The organism is Streptomyces sp. NPDC008125 (genome assembly GCF_042957125.1).
In the GTDB taxonomy this organism is placed as follows: Bacteria; Actinomycetota; Actinomycetes; order Streptomycetales; family Streptomycetaceae; genus Streptomyces.
On record NZ_JBIBHR010000037.1, the window covers coordinates 16,758 to 34,699 of the forward strand.

Sequence of the window (17,942 nt, forward strand, 5' to 3'; positions counted from 1 at the left end):
GTACCGTCCTGCCATGTCCCGATCGGCCGAGACCGACCCCTTCTCGTCCTGCGCCGCCGCTGACGGCCCTGTCACCGCGGACGATCTGGACCGCGCTGTGCGGCTCGCGGTGGACGTCCTTCGCGAGGCCCCGCCGGGCGCGTGGGAAGGGAAGGCGGGTTCGCTGGAGTGGGACTGCTGGGAGACCGTCGAGCACCTCAGCGACGACCTCTTCGCGTACGCCGCACAACTCGGCCCCCGGACACCGCCCATGAAGGGCGAGGTGCCGTTCCTGTGGGAGAGCCGGCGGCCCGGCGGCCCCGCCAACGCGATCCACGCGGACCGCGAGGCCGGTCCCGACGGCCTGCTCCAGGTGCTGGAGGCCAGCGGTGCGCTGCTGACCGCCATGGTGCGTACAAAACCCCCGCAGGCTCTCGCCCACCACGGCTACGGTGCGTCCGACCCCGAGGGCTTCGCCGCGATGGGGATCGTGGAGACCCTGGTGCACACCCACGACCTGGCCCAGGGCCTCGGTCTTGCCTGGAGCCCGCCCGCCGGCATCTGCTCGCGGGTGCTCGCCAGGCTCTTCCCGGACGCTCCGGAGTCCACGGACCCCTGGCCCACTCTGCTCTGGGCCACCGGACGCGCCGAACTGCCCGGGCGCGCGCGGCTGACCACCTGGCGCTGGGACGGCACACCCTGGACCCGACCGGCCGAGGAAAGGGAGGGCGCGCCGTGATGACGGCGGAAGAGGTGTTGTCCGTCCTGGCCCTGTTGCGCCGGGCGGAGACCGACGTATGGGTCGGCGGAGGCTGGGGGATCGACGCGCTGATCGGCGAGCAGACCCGGGACCACCGCGACCTCGACCTGATGCACCGCCTGGACCAGGAGCCCGCCGTGCTGGCCGCGCTGGCGGGCGCCGGCTTCGTGGAGAGGCTCGACCAGCGCCCCGTACGGTTCGTCCTCGCGTCCTCGCCGGACGGGTCGCCCTCACCCTCGCGGGACGGGTCGCCCTCACCCTCGCGGGACGGGTCGTCCTCGCGGGACGGGTCGTCCTCGCGGGACGGGTCGTCCTCGCCGGGCCGCGAGCTGGACCTGCACCCGCTGGTCTTCGCCGCCGACGGTTCCGCCGTACAGGCGTCGCCCGAACCGGACCGCCCCTTCCGGTACCCCGCCACCAGTTTCGTGACGGGCACCATCGGGGGCACGCGCGTCCCGTGCCTCTCGGCGGAGCAGCAGGTCTACTTCCACCAGGGGTACGAACCCACCCCGCGCGACCTGCACGACATGGCCCTGTTGCGGCGTGCCTTCGAGGTCGCCACGCACTTCTGACAGGGCCGGGGTCCGCCTGGGCTCAGGCGGCTGCGGGAGCGCCGAGCAGTTCGGAGGCGTGCTGGAACGAGTCGGACACGGGCGCGGCCGCGCGGGGAACCGCGGGGCAGGTGAAGCCGAGCTGCGCCATGGCCCGCAGGACCTCGCCGGCGCTGAAGTCCCGGCGGTCCTGCCGGGTGACGACCTGGCCGACCTGCTTGACCGGGTAGGTGCGGCGGCCCACGATCACGCACTCGCCGACGGCCGGCTCCGGCTTGATGCCCTTCATGGCTTCCAGGACCCCGCTCTTGGTGAGCTCGAACGGGAAGCGGGCGATGACGCAGCGCATGATGCCTCACAGAGAGAAGAGAAGGAGTGGGGTGCTGTCGTGCTGGGCGGGTCGGCTCAGTGGGCCAGGGCGAGCAGGCCCGGAGCGCCGTCCCGTTCGTCGGCGAGAAGGTCGCGCAACCGGATCCGGTCCGTGTACGCGGTCCCTTCCCGTACGGCGGCGAGCCGTGCCAGGGTGACGATCCCGGTGCACAGCCCGTCGTTGTCGCAGACGAGCAGGTGATCGACGCGGGCACTGGTCATGACCGACAGGGCCACTTCGACGGTCATGTCGTCGCCTACCCGCGGTTCCTGGGGGCCGTCGTCGGAAAGCTGGACGGCGTCGGTGGGACTCATGCGGGAGAAGTGTCTGCGCGTACGTACGGGGCCCAAGAGGAACCTTCCTCGACGCGGCGCCGATCAAGAAATTCCCGCAGCGGGGGTAAATCCGCCACGGGAATGCCGAGAATGCGCCGAACGGAATGCGAAATCGGATCAGGCCTGCGGTGAATCGGGTGCGACGGTGAAACGGCGGTGCTTCGCGGAGAGGGAAACCGGGCGCGTCACGATCGGACGGGAACGATGTTCTCGGCCGTGGGGCCCTTCTGGGTGGGCGCGATGTCGAAGGTGACCTGCTGGCCTTCGAGCAGCTCGCGGAAGCCCTCGGCAGCGATGTTCGAGAAGTGGGCGAACACGTCGGGGCCGCCGTCCTCCTGCTCGATGAAGCCGAAACCCTTGGCCGCGTTGAACCATTTTACGGTGCCGGACGCCATGTCGTATCTCCTTGGGGCATTACGCCGGAAACCGCAGTTGCACGGATGCCCGGTTGCCGCGGTGATGCCCCGTCCGAAAACGACCGGAAACGCGAAAGGCGTCCTACTGTCGGAAATGTCGACGAGGGTGCTCGAAATTTTAGGACCACGGCAACTGCTTCGACGATAGCATGCGGTAGTGGTGGGCAGGCGATGTGTAATTCCACTCCCCCTGCCCGGCCGAAAACACTTCGTGCGCGATGTACTCAAAGCTCGCCCCGCGGGCACAGATATTGCTCCACCGGGGGCGCAGCTCTTCGGGGATGCGCTTCGTCCGTCGTCCACGGAGGCGTCCGGGAGCGGAGGCCCGGGAGGGCGCCGCGCCCGCTCCCGCCGACGTGCGCGTACGGCGCGGCGCCGGCTGAGCGGGGGCGGCCCGGGCGAGGGGGCGGGCGGGGCGAGCTCCCTCAGTGCGCGGGCGGCGAGCCGGGCGCTTCGGCGGCCCGGCGGTATGCGGCGTTGATCCGCTGGGCCTCTTCGAGCTGGTCTTCGAGGATGACGATGCGGCAGGCGGCCTCGACGGGGGTGCCCTGGTCGACGAGTTCCCGGGCGCGCGCGGCGATGCGCAGCTGGTAGCGGGAGTAGCGACGGTGGCCGCCTTCGGACCGGAGCGGGGTGATGAGACGGGCTTCGCCGACGGAGCGGAGGAAGCCCTGGGTGGCGCCGATCATCTCGGCGGCCCGGCCCATGGTGAAAGCGGGATAGTCGTCGTCGTCAAGACGGCCGTTCGAGTCCTGTGCTGTCATACGCACCTCTCCGTGGAACGCGTGGAGGGGCCCTGGTGCCGTACGGCACCAGGGCCCCGAAGGAACTGCTACACCATCTGCCGACTTCAGTACCCTGCCGGCCTTCTTGTTCCGCACCGACTCGCGGCGGACGGCCGCGGGTGCGGGGATCGCGTGTGCTTGACCGGAGACCACCTCGCTGTCGATGTCCTGCGGTACCCGGGCCCGTCGTTCCCGCCCGGGCGATGGTGATGACGCCCGTTCCTCCGTTCTTCCCTCGGGTTGGCCCACCCGGCGGTGGGCCGTGTGCGCGTACCGCTCCCGCGATACGTCCGCGGCGGCCCCTGATCACTGCGGGCCGCCCGGTCCGGTCGTCAGCCCCGTCGCCTTCTCGCGTCGCTCCTGGCTCCGGGACTCCACCACCGCACCGTCGTGCGTACTGCTGCCCTGCGTACCGCTGCCCGGCGGTTCGTCTCTGCCGGGCCCTGCTGTCTCTCTCAGCTACGAGAGAAACCCTAGCCACAGCATGAAGCAATGTCTACTGCCGCCACTGCAGATTTCTTCGCCGAGTCCAGAGAGGTTTCCGGCGGGGCGGCCGCCGGGTGTCCGCCGGGGTGTCCGCTGCGCCGGGCTGTGCGGGACGGTCATCCGTCGATCGCTCAGAGCGAACACGCTCCGGGGAACATTCCCCGGCTCACAAGCATTGAGCGTGCATAGCTCAACTTGACTGCCGAAGGGAAGATCATGGCTACCGACACCAAGGCGTCCACCCCGTTCGACCTGCCCGTGCTGCCGCTCGACGACGAAATCGTGCTGCCCGGCATGGTGGTTCCACTCGATCTTTCCGACAGCGAGGCGCGTGCCGCCGTCGAGGCCGCGCAGGCCGCAGCCGCCGAGGGCGCCAAGCCCGAGGTGCTGCTGGTGCCGCGCATCGACGGCAGATACACGGGGACCGGCGTCCTCGGCACGGTCGAGCAGATCGGGCGGCTCTCCGACGGGGACCCCGGAGCGATCGTGCGGGCGCGCTCGCGGGTACGGATCGGCACCGGTACGACAGGTCCCGGCCGGGCCCTCTGGGTCGAGGCGACCCGGATCGACGAGCAGGTGCCCGACCCCCTGCCGGGTGCCGTCGCCGAGCTGGTCAAGGAGTACAAGGCGCTCGCCACCAGCTGGCTGAAGAAGCGGGGGGCCTGGCAGGTCGTCGACCGGGTGCAGCAGATCGACGGTGTCTCCGCGCTCGCCGACAACTCCGGTTACTCCCCCTTCCTCACCACCGCGCAGAAGGTGGAGCTGCTGGAGACCACGGACCCCGTCGCCCGGCTGAAGCTCGCCGTGCAGTGGCTCGGCGAGCACCTCGCCGAGCAGGACGTGGCCGAGTCCATCGCCAAGGACGTCCAGGAGGGCGTCGACAAGCAGCAGCGCGAGTTCCTGCTGCGTCGCCAGCTCGACGCCGTACGCAAGGAGCTGTCGGAGCTCAACGGGGACCCGGGGGACGAGTCCGACGACTACCGCGCCCGCGTCGAGGCCGCCGATCTGCCCGCGCACGTCCGCGAGGCCGCGCTCAAGGAGGTCGAGAAGCTGGAGCGCTCCTCGGACCAGAGCCCCGAGGGGGCCTGGATCCGGACCTGGCTGGACACCGTCCTGGAGCTGCCCTGGAACGAGCGGACCGAGGACGCGTACGACATCCGGGGCGCGCGGGCGACCCTCGACGCCGAGCACGCCGGTCTTGAGGACGTGAAGGAACGCATCACCGAGTACCTCGCGGTCCGCAAGCGCCGTGCCGACCGCGGCCTCGGCGTCGTCGGCGGGCGGCGCGGCGGTGCGGTGCTGGCGCTCGTCGGCCCTCCCGGGGTCGGCAAGACCTCGCTCGGTGAGTCCGTCGCGCACGCCATGGGGCGGAAGTTCGTCCGGGTGGCGCTCGGCGGTGTCCGGGACGAGGCGGAGATCCGGGGCCACCGGCGTACGTACGTCGGGGCGCTGCCGGGGCGCATCGTCCGGGCGATCAAGGAGGCCGGATCACTGAATCCGGTCGTGCTGCTCGACGAGATCGACAAGGTCGGCTCCGACTTCCGGGGCGACCCGGCCGCCGCCCTGCTCGAAGTGCTGGACCCGGCGCAGAACCACACCTTCCGCGACCACTACCTGGAGGTCGAGCTCGACCTCAGCGACGTGGTCTTCCTGGCCACCGCCAACGTCCTGGAGGCCATCCCGGAGGCGCTGCTCGACCGCATGGAGCTGGTCAGGCTCGACGGGTACACCGAGGACGAGAAGGTCGTCATCGCCCGCGACCACCTGCTCCCGCGCCAGCTGGAACGGGCCGGTCTGGAGAAGGACGAGGTCGCGCTGGAGGAGTCGGCGCTGCGCAAGCTGGCCGGCGAGTACACCCGTGAGGCGGGCGTACGGAATCTGGAGCGGGCCGTCGCCCGGCTGCTGCGGAAGGTCGCGGCCCAGCACGAACTGGGCGACCGCGAGCTGCCGTTCACGGTCACCGACGCCGATCTGCGTGGGCTGATCGGACGGCCGCACCATGTGCCCGAGTCCGCGCAGGACCCGGCCGAGCGGCGTACGGCGGTGCCGGGTGTGGCGACCGGCCTCGCGGTGACCGGTGCGGGCGGCGACGTGCTCTTCGTCGAAGCCTCGCTGGCCGATCCGGAGACCGGGGCATCCGGACTGACCCTGACCGGTCAGCTCGGCGACGTGATGAAGGAGTCCGCGCAGATCGCGCTGAGCTTCCTGCGGTCGCACGGCGCGGAGCTGGAGCTGCCCGTCGCCGATCTCAAGGACCGGGGCACCCACATCCACTTCCCGGCGGGCGCGGTCCCGAAGGACGGCCCGAGCGCCGGCATCACCATGACCACGGCACTGGCCTCGCTGCTCTCCGGACGGCTGGTCCGCACGGACGTGGCGATGACCGGTGAGGTCTCGCTGACCGGGCGGGTCCTGCCGATCGGCGGACTGAAGCAGAAGCTGCTGGCGGCGCACCGGGCCGGGATCACCACCGTGGTGATCCCCAAGCGGAACGAAGCCGACCTGGACGACGTCCCGGCCGAGGTCCTGGAGAAGCTGGAGGTGCACCCGGTGACCGACGTCCGCCAGGTGCTGGAGATCGCCCTCGCCCCGGCCACCGCGGGCGCGGAGGAGAAGGTTCCGGCCGCGGCGTGAGCGGCACGGCGTGACGGACGTGCCGTCGCCCGCGCGACCGGTACGGACGGCCCGCCTCCCCGGAGTCCCCGGGGAGGCGGGCCGTTTCCCGTGCGCTGCCGGGGCGTGCCCGGGTCAGGGGCGGTAGATCGTGCCCGGCTCGGGCTCGGCGGGGGCCATCAGCTCGGGGACGGTCACGAAGGTGTAGCCGCGTTCCCGCAGGGCGTCGATGATGCCCGGCACGGCGGGCACGGACCCCTTGTATATGTCGTGGAGCAGGATGATGCCGTCGCGGTCCGCCTGGTCCAGGATGCGCTTCTCGATCAGCGCCGAGTCGGTGGTCGAGTAGTCCTTGGCGGTCGCGCTCCACAGGATCTGGGAGAGTCCCAGGTCCTTGCTGATCTCCGAGACGGTGTCGTCGGTACGGCCCTGGGGCGGACGCATCAGCCGGGGCTTCTTCCCGGTGATCTCCGCTATGGCGTCCTGGGTCTTCTCCAGCTCGGCCCGTATCTCGTCCGGCTTCTTGTCCGTCAGGATCTCGTGCGACCAGGTGTGGTTGGCCACCTCGTGCCCCTCGTCCGCGATCCGCCGCACGGTGTCGGGGTGCTTGAGCACGTGGTTCTTGCCCAGCAGGAAGAAGGTCGCGTGCACCTTCTTCTCCTTGAGCACGTCCAGCAGGTGCGGGGTGTCCTCACCGGGGCCCGCGTCGAAGGTCAGCGCGATGCACTTCGCCACGCGGCAGTCCACCGGGGCCGGTTCGCCCTTCGCGTCGGCCGCCGCCTCGTCGCGCGCCGTGGCGGGGGCGGTGGTGGCCATGGAGCAGCCGCCCAGGGTGAGGGCGAGCGCGGCCACCAGGGCCGGGGACGACCAGGTGCGGGGCTTCGGCGTCCTTCTGAGCACGGTGGGTCCATCCATCGGTCGGTACGGCGCGGTACAGCCGTACGTCCGGTACGGCAGCCCGGACTATACATACCGTGTATACAGCTGATTCATAGTGGGGTGGCGCCCGGCGGACCGCCGAGGCCCCGGCGACGGGGTGCGTCGCCGGGGCCCCGGGCGGGCGGGTGCGCCGCGTGCGGCGGTGTGTCAGCCGTTCGCCAGAGCCTGTACGCGGTCCAGGGCGCCGTTGAACTTGTCGTGGTCCCCGACCGTCGTACCGGTCGAGGTGTACTGCCAGATCGTGTAGTAGTCCCAGCCGGCGGGGAGCGTGCCCACCGTGGTGTTGTAGCGGGCCACCCAGAGCGGGTTGGTCGCGCCGAAGCCCGCGTTGTTGCCGGTGCAGGTCGTCCACCAGCTGGTCGCGGTGTAGATCACCGCGTCCCGCCCGGTGCGGGCCTTGTAGGTGTTCACGAAGTCGCGTATCCAGGAGACCATCGCGGCCGGCGTCTTGCCGTAGCACTGGTCCCCGTAGGGGTTCCACTCGATGTCCAGCACGCCCGGGAGCGTCCGGCCGTCCCGGGACCAGCCGCCTCCGTTGTCCGCGAAGTAGTTCGCCTGCACGGCGCCGGAGGTCGTGTCCGGGGTGGCGAAGTGGTACGAACCGCGGATCATCCCGACGTTGTACGAGCCCGTGTACTGCTGCGAGAACGAGGTGTTCTTGTAGTACGTCCCCTCGGTCGCCTTCACGTACGCCCACTTGACGCCGGCGCTCCACAGCGTCGACCAGGCGACGTTGCCCTGGTGGCCGCTGACGTCGACGCCCTCGGTCTGGGTCGCGGCCGTGCCGACCGGCAGGGAGCCCCGGCCGTCGTGTGCGACGACGCCCATGCCGAGCGAGGCCGTACCCCGGGCCGGGACGGCGGCGGCGGAGCCGGCGGCCGAGGCGCCACCGGGCAGGGACAACAGGAGCGAGAGCGCGGCGAGCAGGGTGCCGGCCGGGGCGAGCAGACGGGCCGTGCGGGAACGGGATCTGTGCGCGGACATGGGCGTGCCTCCGTGGTTCGGTGGGGGACGGTGGGGGAACCGCGAACCGGGGTGCGTGCGGGGCCGGGCCCCGGTGGTCCTGCTCTGTCACGAGCACTGCTCCGATACGAACAGTGCTCTGTCACGAACATGACGAGAATGACGCTACGCGCGTTGACCCGTTCTCCGGAAGGGGGTCCAGGACCCGTCTGTGGTCTACTCCTGCGAAATACTGGCCCAGCTGCGGAAAGGAACCGCGGCGGGCGAAAGTTTCAGAGGTGGAAAGCGCATGAGGGGTGCCGTGGTGGAGGAGAAGGACAGCGGGACCGGGCCCGACACCGTGGCCGGGGTCCCGGCGGATCAGGCCTTCCTCGCCCTGGAACACGAACTGGCCGTGATCCTGCGCCGGGCGCGCGCCACCTCCGGCGAGATGGCCCGCGAGGTCCACCCCGAACTGGAGTCCGCCGCCTACGGGTTGCTCGTACGTCTGGAGTCCGCCGGGCAGCAGCGGGCCACCGAACTCGCGGCCTGGTTCGGGGTCGGCAAAGCCACCATGAGCCGTCAATTGCGCGCCCTTGAGGATCTCGGTCTGGTGAACCGTGAGCCGGACCCCGAGGACGGCCGTGCCTCGCTCGTCCACCTCACCGAGGAGGGGCTCGCCCGGTTCCGCCACGTCCGTGACGCCCGACGGGCCCGTTACGTCCGCAAGCTCGCCGACTGGGACCGCGCCGAGGTCGCGGAACTCGCCCGGCTGCTCCATCAGTTCAACGCACGCGCCGAGAGCTGACGCTGCCGGACGGCGGGCCCCCGGCCCCGGGGTGTGTCAGAACTCCACCAGGACCGCCGTGGCGTCGTCGTGCCGCTTGCCCCGGCCCAGGTGGACCCGGCCGGTGTCGGCCCGCTCCCGCTCCCGCACGCGGTCGATCAGGCGCTGGGGCCCCGCCGAGCGCAGCAGCCCCAACGCGGCGTGCCAGTCGCCCTCGTGGAACACCTCGGTCCAGCGGCTCGCCCCGTCCGTCAGGGCGGCCAGCGCGCGTACCTCCCCGAGCGGCACCCGGCCGGTCACCGCGCGGGACGCGACGGCGGGATCGGCGGCGGCGGTGAAGAATCCGCCCTCCTTGTTCCGGACCAGCGTGTCCGTCAACTCCATGGACGAGAGCGTTCCCGGCGGCAGCCGGCCGAGCCGGTCGTCGATCACCGCGCGTACGCTCCCGTCCGGGGACTCCAGCAGCAGGACCGAGTCGGACAGCACCAGGTACTCGACCGCAGCCTCGTCCCAGCGGGTCAGGACGACGGTTGCCTGAGGAGTCCTCACGTGAGAAAGGTCACAGGAGATGCGATGGGCGTCCGCGGTGCGCCGGATGGACTCCGCGAGGACCCCCTCCAGAGTCAGATCCGGTCGTGAAGCGGACAGTTCGGCCAGCGCTCCGCCCAGCCGCGACGTGAACCAGTGCACCGAGTGCACACAACCGTCGTCGCCCGGAGGGGGAGTCACTCCGTCCAGCAGGACCAGGCACCCACCCTGGCCGGACGCGGGGAGGGCGGCCATGACCCAGTCCTCGTTGGGGCGTTCGGGGCTGCCGGGCGTGCCGGCGACTTCGATGCGCATGGCAGCCAGTCTGCACGACGCCTTCACACCGCCTGCACGCCGGGCGTGTCGCCGTGTAGCAGCAGGTCAGACCGGGCCGAGGGGCGGCGTCGGAGGATTCGGCGGGCTGCGGGCGGGCATCCTGCCAAAGCCCGCGCGGAAGGTCCACCCGACGCCCGGCGTATGGAGAGGGGCCGCGCTGGGGAGACTTGTTCGCCCGCTCGCGAGTGATGTTCACTCGTTCGAGTGGCGGAGCGGTCGATGTGCGCCCCCCTCCCAAAAGGGCTGGAATGGTCAGAAGCTGGACCAGTGGCAGGGGAGCGCGTGCACGTGACGGTGCGTCACCTCTGCTTCATGGGCGGACGAGTCAAGAATGCGAGCACCGGTGCAGAAGAAGCGGCCGCGGAGCAAGGTCGGCACGCAGGACGTTCCCGGGGCGACCGCTCCGGTGGCGGGCGGCGACAAGCGCAAGGTGCGCGTGCGCAGGCGACTCGTGGCGGGCGTCGCCGTCGTCGGGATCACCGTCATGGCGGCGGGTGCCCCGGCGGCCCTCAGCGCCTCCTCCGACCTCAACGAGTCGCAGAACCTGGTGACCCTGGCCGAGCTCGACCAGCAGGCCATCACGCTCGCCCACTCCCTCGCCGACGAACGCGACGCGATCACCGCGTACATCGCGAGCGGCCGTGAGACGTACGACGGAAACGGCGACGGCGGCGACGCCAAGCCCGGTGCCGACAGCCTCAGCGCCCGGGTCGACCAGCAGATCGACGAGATCCGCGAGGCCGCCCCCGCCACGCTCCGCCGGGACCTCTCCACCGTCCCGTCGCTGCGCCGCGACGCGGTCAGCGGCAAGGGCTCGGCCCTCGCCGCCCACCAGGCCTACAGCGAGGTCATCGCCAAGCTGCACGACCTCGCCGCCGAACTCGCCGAAACGACGCCGCCGCGCGCCGCCGCCGCCACCCGCGCGCCGCTCGCCCTCTCCACCGCCGTCGAACAGGCCTCCGCCACCCGGGGGCTGCTCCTCGCGGCCCTCGCGGTACCCAGCCCGTCCCCGGTCCAGGAGTACGACCCCTACACCGGCCTCCCCGTGCCGAGCGACGACGGCGAGAAGTCGGCCGACGACACCGCCCGGGACGAGCTGAGCGCCGCCGCCCAGCAGGCCCGGGTCCGCGAACTCGCCGCCCTCGCCGACTTCGACCAGGCGGCCGGCACGAACGCCCGCGACAAGCTCTCCTCCACCGTCACCGGGCCCGAGGTCAACAGCGCCGAGAAGTACCTCGCCGCCCTGACCGACAGCCCCGAACTCTCCGACTCCGAGCGGAAGACCAGCTCGAAGAAGCTCTCCGCCGCCCTCTCCGCCCGCATCGACCGGATGCGCGGCGTCGAGTCGGCGCTCGGCACCGCCCAGGTGCAGCGGCTGGCGAAGCTCCGCGACGACGACGTCACCGGCCTCGAACTCTCGCTCGCCCTGCTCGGCGGCTGCTTCCTGATCGCCGTCGGCGTCTCCACGGCCGTCGCCCGCACCCTCACCCAGCCGCTCGCCGTGCTGCGCATCGGCTCCGCCCGGCTGGCCGCCGAGCCGGAGAGCGCCGAGGCGATCGCCTACCGGGGCCGCAACGACGAGTTCGCCCAGGTGGTCCGCTCGATCAACGCCCTGCACGAGCGGTTGCTCGCCCTGCACGGCGAGTTCGCCGGGCAGACCGGCGGCCTGCGGGCCGAGCACGCCGAACTGGTCGCCGGTCGCGAGGCGCTCACCCTCCAGCGCGCCGAACTCCAGGTCCAGATCACCGACCTCACCGCTGAACTCCAGCGGCTGCGCAACACCGTGCACCACACCTTCGTCAACCTCTCGCTGCGCAGCCTCGGGCTCGTCGAGCGCCAGCTGGGCGTGATCGAGAACCTGGAGGAGCGCGAGCAGGACCCGGAGCGGCTGGCCACCCTCTTCAAGCTCGACCACCTCGCCACCGTGATGCGGCGCCACGGCGAGAACATGCTGGTCCTCGCGGGCGCCGACCACGGGCAGGGGCACGCCGGACCGATCCCGCTGGTCGACGTGGCCCGCGCCGCCGTCAGCGAGATCGAGCGGTACGAGCGCGTCACCATCCAGTCCCTGCCGCCGTACGCTCAGATCGCCGGGTTCGCCGCCGACGACCTGAGCCATCTGGTCGCCGAACTCCTGGAGAACGCCACCGCGTTCTCGCCGCCCGACTCGCGCGTCGAGCTCTCCGGCTGGCTGCTGGAGACCGGTGAGGTGATGCTCTCCGTGCAGGACGAGGGCATCGGGATGTCGGCGGCGCGGATGGAAGAGGTCAACCTCCGGCTGGCCGACCCGCACTCCTTCCGGGTCGGGGACCCGGCCGACGACAGCACCGGGCTCGGTCTTCAGGTCTCCTCGCTGCTGGCCGCGCGCCACGGCGTGCAGGTGCGGCTCCAGCCGCAGAAGACCGGTACCGGCGTGACGGCTGTCGTCGTGCTGCCCCAGGCCCTGCTGCCCATGGCTCCGCCGGCCGCCTCGCCGCCGCCGGTGAACGTGCCGGGCGGTGCGCCGACGCTGAACCTCCCGGGTTCCGCCGCCGAGGCGAACTCCAACGCCCTCCAGGGCCGATCGCTCGCCGTCCCCGCCGACGACCCCCTGATCGCCGCAGCCGAGCAGACCATCCGGGACGCGGGCCCGCGGGCGGTCCGGCCCGCCGCTCCCGAGGTGCACGAGGAACCTGCGGTCGTTCCCGGGGTACCGACCGCCGGCGCCTCCGGGGTGCCGGCCGCCGAGGAGACCCCGGCCCCGGCGGAGACCCCGGCCGAGACCACCATGCAGTTCCGGCTCCCGACCGTGCCGGAGGAGGCCCCGGCCCCGGCCCCGGACGCGTCCCGGAACCCGTACGCCGTCGGCCCCGACCGGCACGAGCGGTCCGCCGACACGGCGGGTACGCACGCCCCGGGCGGCCACGACCCGCACGAGGCGCCGGAGCCCCGGCCGTTCCCGCTCCCCGGGACCCCCCAGGCTCCGTACGCCCAGGCCCCGCAGGCCTCCCAGGCCCCGCAGGCGTCCCAGGCCCCGGAGCCCGACGCGCTGCCCACCCGGGAGGCCGCGTCCACCGAGTCCGTGCCGGGTCCCCGGCAGCCCGAGCGGGTCACGGACAAGGGGCTGCCCAAGCGCACCCCCCGGGTGGTCAAGCCCACCGACTCACCCTCGGCGGAGCGCACGGGCAGCCTGGACAAGGAAGCGCTCAGGCGCCGGCTCGGCGGATTCCAGCGGGGAGCGCGTGAAGGCCGCCGGGACGTGGAAGCAGAGATTGCGGAGGGCGTGGAACCCGAGGTTCCCGCCGCACCGAACGCACGCACCGACCTGGCCGGCCGCCCGGACGGCCAGGAGACGGGGGACACTGTCGAGGAGGCACGCAGTTGACTGCGCCCAGCACGCTCGGGCTGAGCACCGAAGCCCGGAACCTGCACTGGCTGCTGAGCAATCTGGTGGAGGAGGTGCCAGGGGTCCACTCGGTCACGGTCGTCTCGTCCGACGGGCTCATGCTGCTCTCCTCCGACCCCGGACACCAGGCCGCTCCGGCCGCGGGGAATCAGCAGAGTCCCCGGGGTTCCAGCGCCGACCTCGCCACCATCGTGTCCGGCATCGGGTCCCTCACCATGGGGGCCGCGAAGCTGATGGACGGCGGCGGCGTCAAGCAGACGATGGTCGCGATGGAGGAGGGGAGCGTCTTCGTCATGTCGATCAGTGACGGTTCGCTCCTCGGCGTCCACGCCACCCCCGACTGCGACATGGGCGTCATCGCGTACCACATGGCGCTCTTCGTCGGCCGGGCCGGACACGTCCTCACCCCCGAACTCCGCAACGAGCTGCGTAAATCGATGGAGAGCACCCAGTGACGTCCGCCGCCGAACCCGCCCGCAGGCTCCCCGTGAGGGGGTCCGACCGGAAGCCCGCACGGGTCCGCCCGTACTCCCTCACCGGTGGCCGCACCCGCTTCGGGCACGTGCTGCTCGTCGAGACCTTCGTGGCCGCGCTGGAGGCGCCCGAGGAGCGCCGCGAGCTCACCGGCGGAAACCTCGGCACGCGGGTCATGCCGGAGCTCCGGGCGATCGTCGAACTCTGCCGCCGCATGCGTACGGTGGCCGAGATCTCCGCCCTGCTCCAGATGCCGCTCGGTGTGGTCCGGGTGCTCCTCAGCGACCTGGCGGACCAGGGAAAGATCCGCGTGTACGGAACCGGCCACGGCGCCGGTCAGCCCGATCGCGCACTGCTCGAAAGGGTGCTCAATGGACTCCGTCGTCTCTGAGCCGAAGCTGTCCGGGCCTACGCTGTCCGGGCCGACGCTCGCGGACCCCGCGCCCGCCGAACGGGCGCCCGAGGCGCCGACACTGTTCACCCCGCGTCAGCCGGGGCCCCAGGACCGGACCGAGGAGTCCGTCCAGGCGTGGCAGCTGGACCACACGCGCGCGCCCACCGCGACCAAGATCGTGGTGGCGGGCGGCTTCGGCGTGGGCAAGACGACCTTCGTGAGCGCGGTCTCCGAGATCACCCCGCTGAAGACCGAGGCGGTCATGACCCGGGCCAGCGAGGAGACCGACGACCTCACCGCGACCCCGGACAAGTCCACCACCACCGTGGCGATGGACTTCGGCCGCCTCACGCTCGACGACGACCTCGTGCTGTACGTCTTCGGCACCCCCGGCCAGCAGCGGTTCTGGTTCATGTGGGACGACCTGGTGCGCGGCGCCATCGGCGCGATCGTCATGGCCGACACCCGCCGCCTCGCCGACTGCTTCCCGGCGCTCGACTATTTCGAGAGCTGCGGGCTGCCGTACATCGTGGCCGTCAACCACTTCGAAGGGTCCGACCGCTACGAGGCGGTGGACGTCCGGGAGGCCCTGAGTGTCCCTCGGCACGTGCCTGTGATGATCATGGACGCGCGTAACAGGATCACCGTCGTCGAGTCACTGCTCACCCTCGTGGGCCACGCTCTCGACGCCACCCCTGTCTGAGAAGCGCCCCCGATCGACGTACCACGTAAACGGAGAACCGTCCCATGCGGAAGATACTCATAGTCGGAGCCGGCCAGTCCGGACTTCAGCTCGCCCTCGGCCTGCAGTCGCGCGGGTACGAAGTCACCCTCATGTCGAACCGTACGGCCGACGAGATCCGGACCGGCCGGGTCATGTCCACGCAGTGCATGTTCGACACCGCCCTCCAGTACGAGCGGGACTACCAGCTCAACTTCTGGGAGACCCAGGCCCCGAAGATCGAGGGCCTCGGCGTCTCGGTCGCCGGTCCCGACTCCTCGCGCGTCATCGACTGGGTCGGCAAGCTGGACGGCTATGCCCAGTCGGTGGACCAGCGGGTGAAGATGGCCGGCTGGATGGAGACCTTCGCCCAGCGCGGCGGCCAGCTCGTCATCCACGGTGCGGCCGTCTCGGACCTGGACTACTTCTCCCGTACGTACGACCTGGTGATGGTCTCGGCCGGCAAGGGCGAGCTGGTCTCCATGTTCGGCCGGGACGCCTCGCGTTCGCCGTTCGACGCCCCGCAGCGGGCGCTGGCCGTCGCGTACGTGCACGGCATGGGCCCGCGCCCGGAGCACCCGGAGTTCGACGCGGTCCGCTGCAACCTGGTGCCGGGCGTCGGCGAGCTCTTCGTGATGCCGACCCTGACGACCTCGGGGCGCGCGGACATCCTGTTCTGGGAGGGCGTCCCGGGCGGCCCGCTCGACGTCTTCCAGGGCATCAGGGACCCCTCGGAGCACCTGGCCAAGACGCTGGAGCTCATGGAGCGGTTCACGCCGTGGGAGTACGCCCGCGCCACCAAGGTCGAGCTGACCGACGCCAACGGCACCCTGTCCGGCCGTTACGCGCCGACCGTGCGCAACCCCATCGGCCGGCTCCCCGGCGGTGGCCTCGTGCTCGGTGTGGCCGACGTGGTCGTGGCCAACGACCCCATCACCGGTCAGGGCTCCAACTCGGCCTCCAAGTGCGCCAACGCGTACCTGGAGTCGATCATCGAGCACGGCGACCGCGCGTTCGACGCGGAGTGGATGCAGGCCACCTTCGACCGCTACTGGGACACCGCCCAGCACGTGGTGAAGTGGACGAACGCCATGCTCGGCGTCCCGCCGGAGCACGTGCTGAACCTGATCGGCGCCGCCGGCCAGATGCAGCCGGTCGCCGACCGCTTCGCCAACGGGTTCAACGACCCGGCGGACTTCGACAACTTCTTCTTCGAGCCGGAGAAGACGAACGCGTACCTGGCCTCGGTCGCGGGCCAGTAACAGGCCGCTGACCAGCGCCGTCACGGTGGACGTTGGTGAACATTGGTGACTGTGGGCCGTCTCTTGACGGCCCACAGACGGCCCAGCTTCTGGGGCTCCGGAAGGGGATGTCCTCCGTGAGCCATGCCGGGAGGACTGCCCGCTCTGCGGCGACCCAGGGCCGCGCGTGGCCCACAGAGTCAACGGCACGCTTCCCGGGCCCTTTTGGTCCCCCGACCCCTGAGAGGCCGTCAGAGGCCCCGTGGGGACGCTGCGTGGCGGGTTTCCGGGCCCTCGCGCGCGCACGCGTAGGGGCCCCTCCGGAAACCAGGAAACTGGAAACCGGGTCACTCCGCGTGGACCCGCACACCCGCACACCCGCACATCGCGAATCCCCACGTCCCCGTGGTGTGCGGGACGGCGCACACCAGCCCGCACACCTTCCGCACACCGCAGGGGTGCGTCAGCCGCGCTCCCTGCCTCGGACTGTTCCGTCGTCGTCCAGAGCCTCGCGTGCAGCGGTGATGAAGCCCTCAAGCAGGGGGGTGAGGTCGCCCGCCGAGTGCCCCAGATGGAAGCTTCGGCGGCTGACCGCCGTAGCGGCATCACGGAGCCCTTGAGAGCATCGGTCGATTTGGGTTGCGACAACCTCCACCTCGCTCGGGCCCACGAGAGCCACCTCGATCCATGCCTCTCTCACCTTGTAGGCGAGCGTCTGCAACAGATCGACGTAGTGCTCCATGATGTTCAGTTCTTCATCATGGACGGGTTCGGCCAAGAGGCTGCCAAGTCCGGTGTGGTGCTCCATATCCGATGCAGCGTCAATGAAGCGCTTGTAGATCTCGTGGCGGGGCTCTCTTCGCTGGCGTTGATGTTCGGACCGCGCGGCGATCCTTGCCTGCTCCCTGGCAGACCAACCCGCAGCCAGCCCTGCACCTGTCGTTGCCAGTGCGCCTGCTGCGGCTCCCAAAACTGCTGCAAGTCCAGCGTCCATGGGGATCAGTCTCGCCTACGCCCCTTGTCTCCAGGTCCGCTACCTCCGCTACCTCCGCTACCGCGCAGGTCAGGGGCATGATCGAGGTAGCGGCAGGGGTAGCGGGTAGCGGATACCGCGCTACCCTCCCCTTCCCCCTCCTGAGAGTCCGCTACATCCGCTACGCCGCTACATCGCAGGTCAGGGGCATGATTTCTGTAGCGGGTCGGCCGCGTGTAGCGGATAGGTACCGCTACGAGCGCGGGCCGGGACCTCCCCCTTGAAAGGTGCCGGCGCGGCGTCGAGACTCCGGAAGCGCAAGAGGAGCACGCCTCGGCGGGGGTGCTCCTCTTGCTGTTCGGCGGCGGCAGCCGCTTCGCAGTGGTCGCGCCGCGAAGCGGCTCGTTCTTCACGCCCTGAGAGCCACGGAAGTACTACAGGCGCCCTTCTCTTTTCCTAAGTAGGAAATCCTGCGTCACCTGCGTCACTGCGTCACCCCGCACCGGTTGACCTGCGGTTTCTCGGTGACGCAGACGGCAGGCTCTGCGTCACCTGCGTCACCGATGACGAACGCCTGCGTCACCGATGACGAAGACCCGCGCCCCTGCGTCACCGAGAAACCGCAGGTCAGGCACCCTGAATGACGCAGTGACGCAGGTGACGCAGAAATCCGCACCTCGGACAGACACGGCGGGCACCGGAGGCTTTTCAAGGGGGCGCTCTCGGCGGGCGCCTGCGGACGCCGGTCCACTACAGGAATTCCCCCTCTCTTTTCCTAAGTGGGGAAGCTCTGCGTCATGTGCGTCATGCGGAACGCAAAACTGCCTCTGAACTGCAATGCCGGTGAGTTAGCGCGTCAGTGCAGGTCAGGTGGGGTGCTTGGTGGCTTTGAGTGTGTAGCGGACGTTACTGGGAGTACGGGGCTGG

Annotated in this window: 17 protein-coding genes; 9 read left to right on the plus strand and 8 right to left on the minus strand. The window is 70.9% G+C overall.

All coding sequences use genetic code 11. The features are described from left to right. The first annotated feature begins 13 nt into the window (after positions 1 to 13). Together ACFZAX_RS34320 and ACFZAX_RS34325 are read left to right on the plus strand one after the other, a co-directional pair. A complete protein-coding gene (locus tag ACFZAX_RS34320) occupies positions 14 to 718 on the plus strand; it encodes a maleylpyruvate isomerase N-terminal domain-containing protein (protein ID WP_390966726.1) in 705 nt (234 codons plus the stop codon). Continuing rightward, the gene (locus ACFZAX_RS34325) at positions 718 to 1,311 is read left to right on the plus strand and encodes a nucleotidyltransferase domain-containing protein (RefSeq protein WP_390966728.1); all 594 of its coding nucleotides are present in this window, start codon (positions 718 to 720) and stop codon (positions 1,309 to 1,311) included. Before ACFZAX_RS34320 ends, ACFZAX_RS34325 begins: the two co-directional genes overlap by 1 nt. Positions 1,312 to 1,333: 22 nt before the next feature. Here the strand turns inward: ACFZAX_RS34325 and ACFZAX_RS34330 are convergent, their stop codons facing one another. From ACFZAX_RS34330 to ACFZAX_RS34345, 4 genes are all read right to left on the minus strand, one after another. Beyond that, entirely contained in the window at positions 1,334 to 1,639 is a 306-nt protein-coding gene (locus tag ACFZAX_RS34330; protein WP_390966730.1) for an SCO5918 family protein, read from the minus strand. A gap of 56 nt (positions 1,640 to 1,695) precedes the next feature. Continuing rightward, the gene (locus ACFZAX_RS34335) at positions 1,696 to 1,974 is read right to left on the minus strand and encodes a CBS domain-containing protein (protein ID WP_390966732.1); all 279 of its coding nucleotides are present in this window, start codon (positions 1,972 to 1,974) and stop codon (positions 1,696 to 1,698) included. 206 nt (positions 1,975 to 2,180) lie between these two features. Further along, a complete protein-coding gene (locus tag ACFZAX_RS34340; RefSeq protein ID WP_390966734.1) occupies positions 2,181 to 2,390 on the minus strand; it encodes a cold shock domain-containing protein in 210 nt (69 codons plus the stop codon). 446 nt (positions 2,391 to 2,836) lie between these two features. Further along, positions 2,837 to 3,175 (minus strand): MerR family transcriptional regulator, encoded by a 339-nt coding sequence (locus tag ACFZAX_RS34345; RefSeq protein WP_390966736.1) that lies wholly within the window; start codon positions 3,173 to 3,175, stop codon positions 2,837 to 2,839. 723 nt (positions 3,176 to 3,898) lie between these two features. Here ACFZAX_RS34345 and lon point away from each other — a divergent pair. Then, complete coding sequence (lon, locus tag ACFZAX_RS34350; RefSeq protein WP_390966738.1) at positions 3,899 to 6,316, plus strand: endopeptidase La; 2,418 nt, start codon at positions 3,899 to 3,901, stop codon at positions 6,314 to 6,316. Positions 6,317 to 6,430: 114 nt separating this feature from the next. Here lon and ACFZAX_RS34355 read toward each other — a convergent pair whose 3' ends face one another. Next, entirely contained in the window at positions 6,431 to 7,210 is a 780-nt protein-coding gene (locus ACFZAX_RS34355; RefSeq protein WP_390966740.1) for a polysaccharide deacetylase family protein, read from the minus strand. A 171-nt stretch (positions 7,211 to 7,381) separates the two neighbouring features. After that, positions 7,382 to 8,218, minus strand: a complete 837-nt coding sequence (locus tag ACFZAX_RS34360; RefSeq protein WP_390966742.1) for a GH25 family lysozyme — start codon at positions 8,216 to 8,218, stop codon at positions 7,382 to 7,384. 268 nt (positions 8,219 to 8,486) lie between these two features. Between ACFZAX_RS34360 and ACFZAX_RS34365 the strand changes: the two genes are divergently transcribed. After that, complete coding sequence (locus ACFZAX_RS34365) at positions 8,487 to 8,984, plus strand: MarR family transcriptional regulator (protein ID WP_390966744.1); 498 nt, start codon at positions 8,487 to 8,489, stop codon at positions 8,982 to 8,984. Positions 8,985 to 9,020: 36 nt separating this feature from the next. On the opposite strand, the gene ACFZAX_RS34370 is transcribed toward ACFZAX_RS34365, so the two are convergent. Continuing rightward, positions 9,021 to 9,806, minus strand: coding sequence for a hypothetical protein (locus tag ACFZAX_RS34370; RefSeq protein WP_390966746.1), 786 nt, complete (start codon positions 9,804 to 9,806; stop codon positions 9,021 to 9,023). A gap of 364 nt (positions 9,807 to 10,170) precedes the next feature. On the opposite strand from ACFZAX_RS34370, the gene ACFZAX_RS34375 reads away from it, so the two are divergent. From ACFZAX_RS34375 to ACFZAX_RS34395, 5 genes are read left to right on the plus strand one after another with little or no spacing between them, the layout of a single operon-like run. Further along, positions 10,171 to 13,191 carry a nitrate- and nitrite sensing domain-containing protein gene (locus ACFZAX_RS34375; RefSeq protein WP_390966758.1) on the plus strand — a complete coding sequence of 1,007 codons (3,021 nt, stop codon included), beginning with the start codon at positions 10,171 to 10,173 and terminating at the stop codon, positions 13,189 to 13,191. After that, positions 13,188 to 13,667 carry a roadblock/LC7 domain-containing protein gene (locus ACFZAX_RS34380; protein ID WP_390966748.1) on the plus strand — a complete coding sequence of 160 codons (480 nt, stop codon included), beginning with the start codon at positions 13,188 to 13,190 and terminating at the stop codon, positions 13,665 to 13,667. Before ACFZAX_RS34375 ends, ACFZAX_RS34380 begins: the two co-directional genes overlap by 4 nt. Further along, a complete protein-coding gene (locus ACFZAX_RS34385) occupies positions 13,664 to 14,077 on the plus strand; it encodes a DUF742 domain-containing protein (protein ID WP_390966750.1) in 414 nt (137 codons plus the stop codon). Before ACFZAX_RS34380 ends, ACFZAX_RS34385 begins: the two co-directional genes overlap by 4 nt. Further along, positions 14,058 to 14,783 (plus strand): ATP/GTP-binding protein, encoded by a 726-nt coding sequence (locus ACFZAX_RS34390; protein ID WP_390966752.1) that lies wholly within the window; start codon positions 14,058 to 14,060, stop codon positions 14,781 to 14,783. Before ACFZAX_RS34385 ends, ACFZAX_RS34390 begins: the two co-directional genes overlap by 20 nt. A 44-nt stretch (positions 14,784 to 14,827) precedes the next feature. Then, positions 14,828 to 16,063: a styrene monooxygenase/indole monooxygenase family protein gene (locus tag ACFZAX_RS34395; protein WP_390966754.1), complete on the plus strand. Its 1,236-nt coding sequence runs from the start codon at positions 14,828 to 14,830 to the stop codon at positions 16,061 to 16,063. Between the two features lie 442 nt (positions 16,064 to 16,505). On the opposite strand, the gene ACFZAX_RS34400 is transcribed toward ACFZAX_RS34395, so the two are convergent. Beyond that, positions 16,506 to 17,036, minus strand: coding sequence for a hypothetical protein (locus tag ACFZAX_RS34400; protein WP_390966756.1), 531 nt, complete (start codon positions 17,034 to 17,036; stop codon positions 16,506 to 16,508). Between the last annotated feature and the right edge of the window lie 906 nt (positions 17,037 to 17,942).

What these genes read in the sequence shown, in the direction of transcription:
- ACFZAX_RS34320 (WP_390966726.1), top strand. Translation starts at nt 14, where the DNA reads ATGTCCCGATCGGCCGAGACCGACCCCTTCTCGTCCTGCGCCGCCGCT.
- ACFZAX_RS34325 (WP_390966728.1), top strand. Translation starts at nt 718, where the DNA reads ATGACGGCGGAAGAGGTGTTGTCCGTCCTGGCCCTGTTGCGCCGGGCG.
- ACFZAX_RS34330 (WP_390966730.1), bottom strand. Translation starts at nt 1,639, where the DNA reads ATGCGCTGCGTCATCGCCCGCTTCCCGTTCGAGCTCACCAAGAGCGGG.
- ACFZAX_RS34335 (WP_390966732.1), bottom strand. Translation starts at nt 1,974, where the DNA reads ATGAGTCCCACCGACGCCGTCCAGCTTTCCGACGACGGCCCCCAGGAA.
- ACFZAX_RS34340 (WP_390966734.1), bottom strand. Translation starts at nt 2,390, where the DNA reads ATGGCGTCCGGCACCGTAAAATGGTTCAACGCGGCCAAGGGTTTCGGC.
- ACFZAX_RS34345 (WP_390966736.1), bottom strand. Translation starts at nt 3,175, where the DNA reads ATGACAGCACAGGACTCGAACGGCCGTCTTGACGACGACGACTATCCC.
- lon (WP_390966738.1), top strand. Translation starts at nt 3,899, where the DNA reads ATGGCTACCGACACCAAGGCGTCCACCCCGTTCGACCTGCCCGTGCTG.
- ACFZAX_RS34355 (WP_390966740.1), bottom strand. Translation starts at nt 7,210, where the DNA reads ATGGATGGACCCACCGTGCTCAGAAGGACGCCGAAGCCCCGCACCTGG.
- ACFZAX_RS34360 (WP_390966742.1), bottom strand. Translation starts at nt 8,218, where the DNA reads ATGTCCGCGCACAGATCCCGTTCCCGCACGGCCCGTCTGCTCGCCCCG.
- ACFZAX_RS34365 (WP_390966744.1), top strand. Translation starts at nt 8,487, where the DNA reads ATGAGGGGTGCCGTGGTGGAGGAGAAGGACAGCGGGACCGGGCCCGAC.
- ACFZAX_RS34370 (WP_390966746.1), bottom strand. Translation starts at nt 9,806, where the DNA reads ATGCGCATCGAAGTCGCCGGCACGCCCGGCAGCCCCGAACGCCCCAAC.
- ACFZAX_RS34390 (WP_390966752.1), top strand. Translation starts at nt 14,058, where the DNA reads ATGGACTCCGTCGTCTCTGAGCCGAAGCTGTCCGGGCCTACGCTGTCC.
- ACFZAX_RS34395 (WP_390966754.1), top strand. Translation starts at nt 14,828, where the DNA reads ATGCGGAAGATACTCATAGTCGGAGCCGGCCAGTCCGGACTTCAGCTC.
- ACFZAX_RS34400 (WP_390966756.1), bottom strand. Translation starts at nt 17,036, where the DNA reads ATGGACGCTGGACTTGCAGCAGTTTTGGGAGCCGCAGCAGGCGCACTG.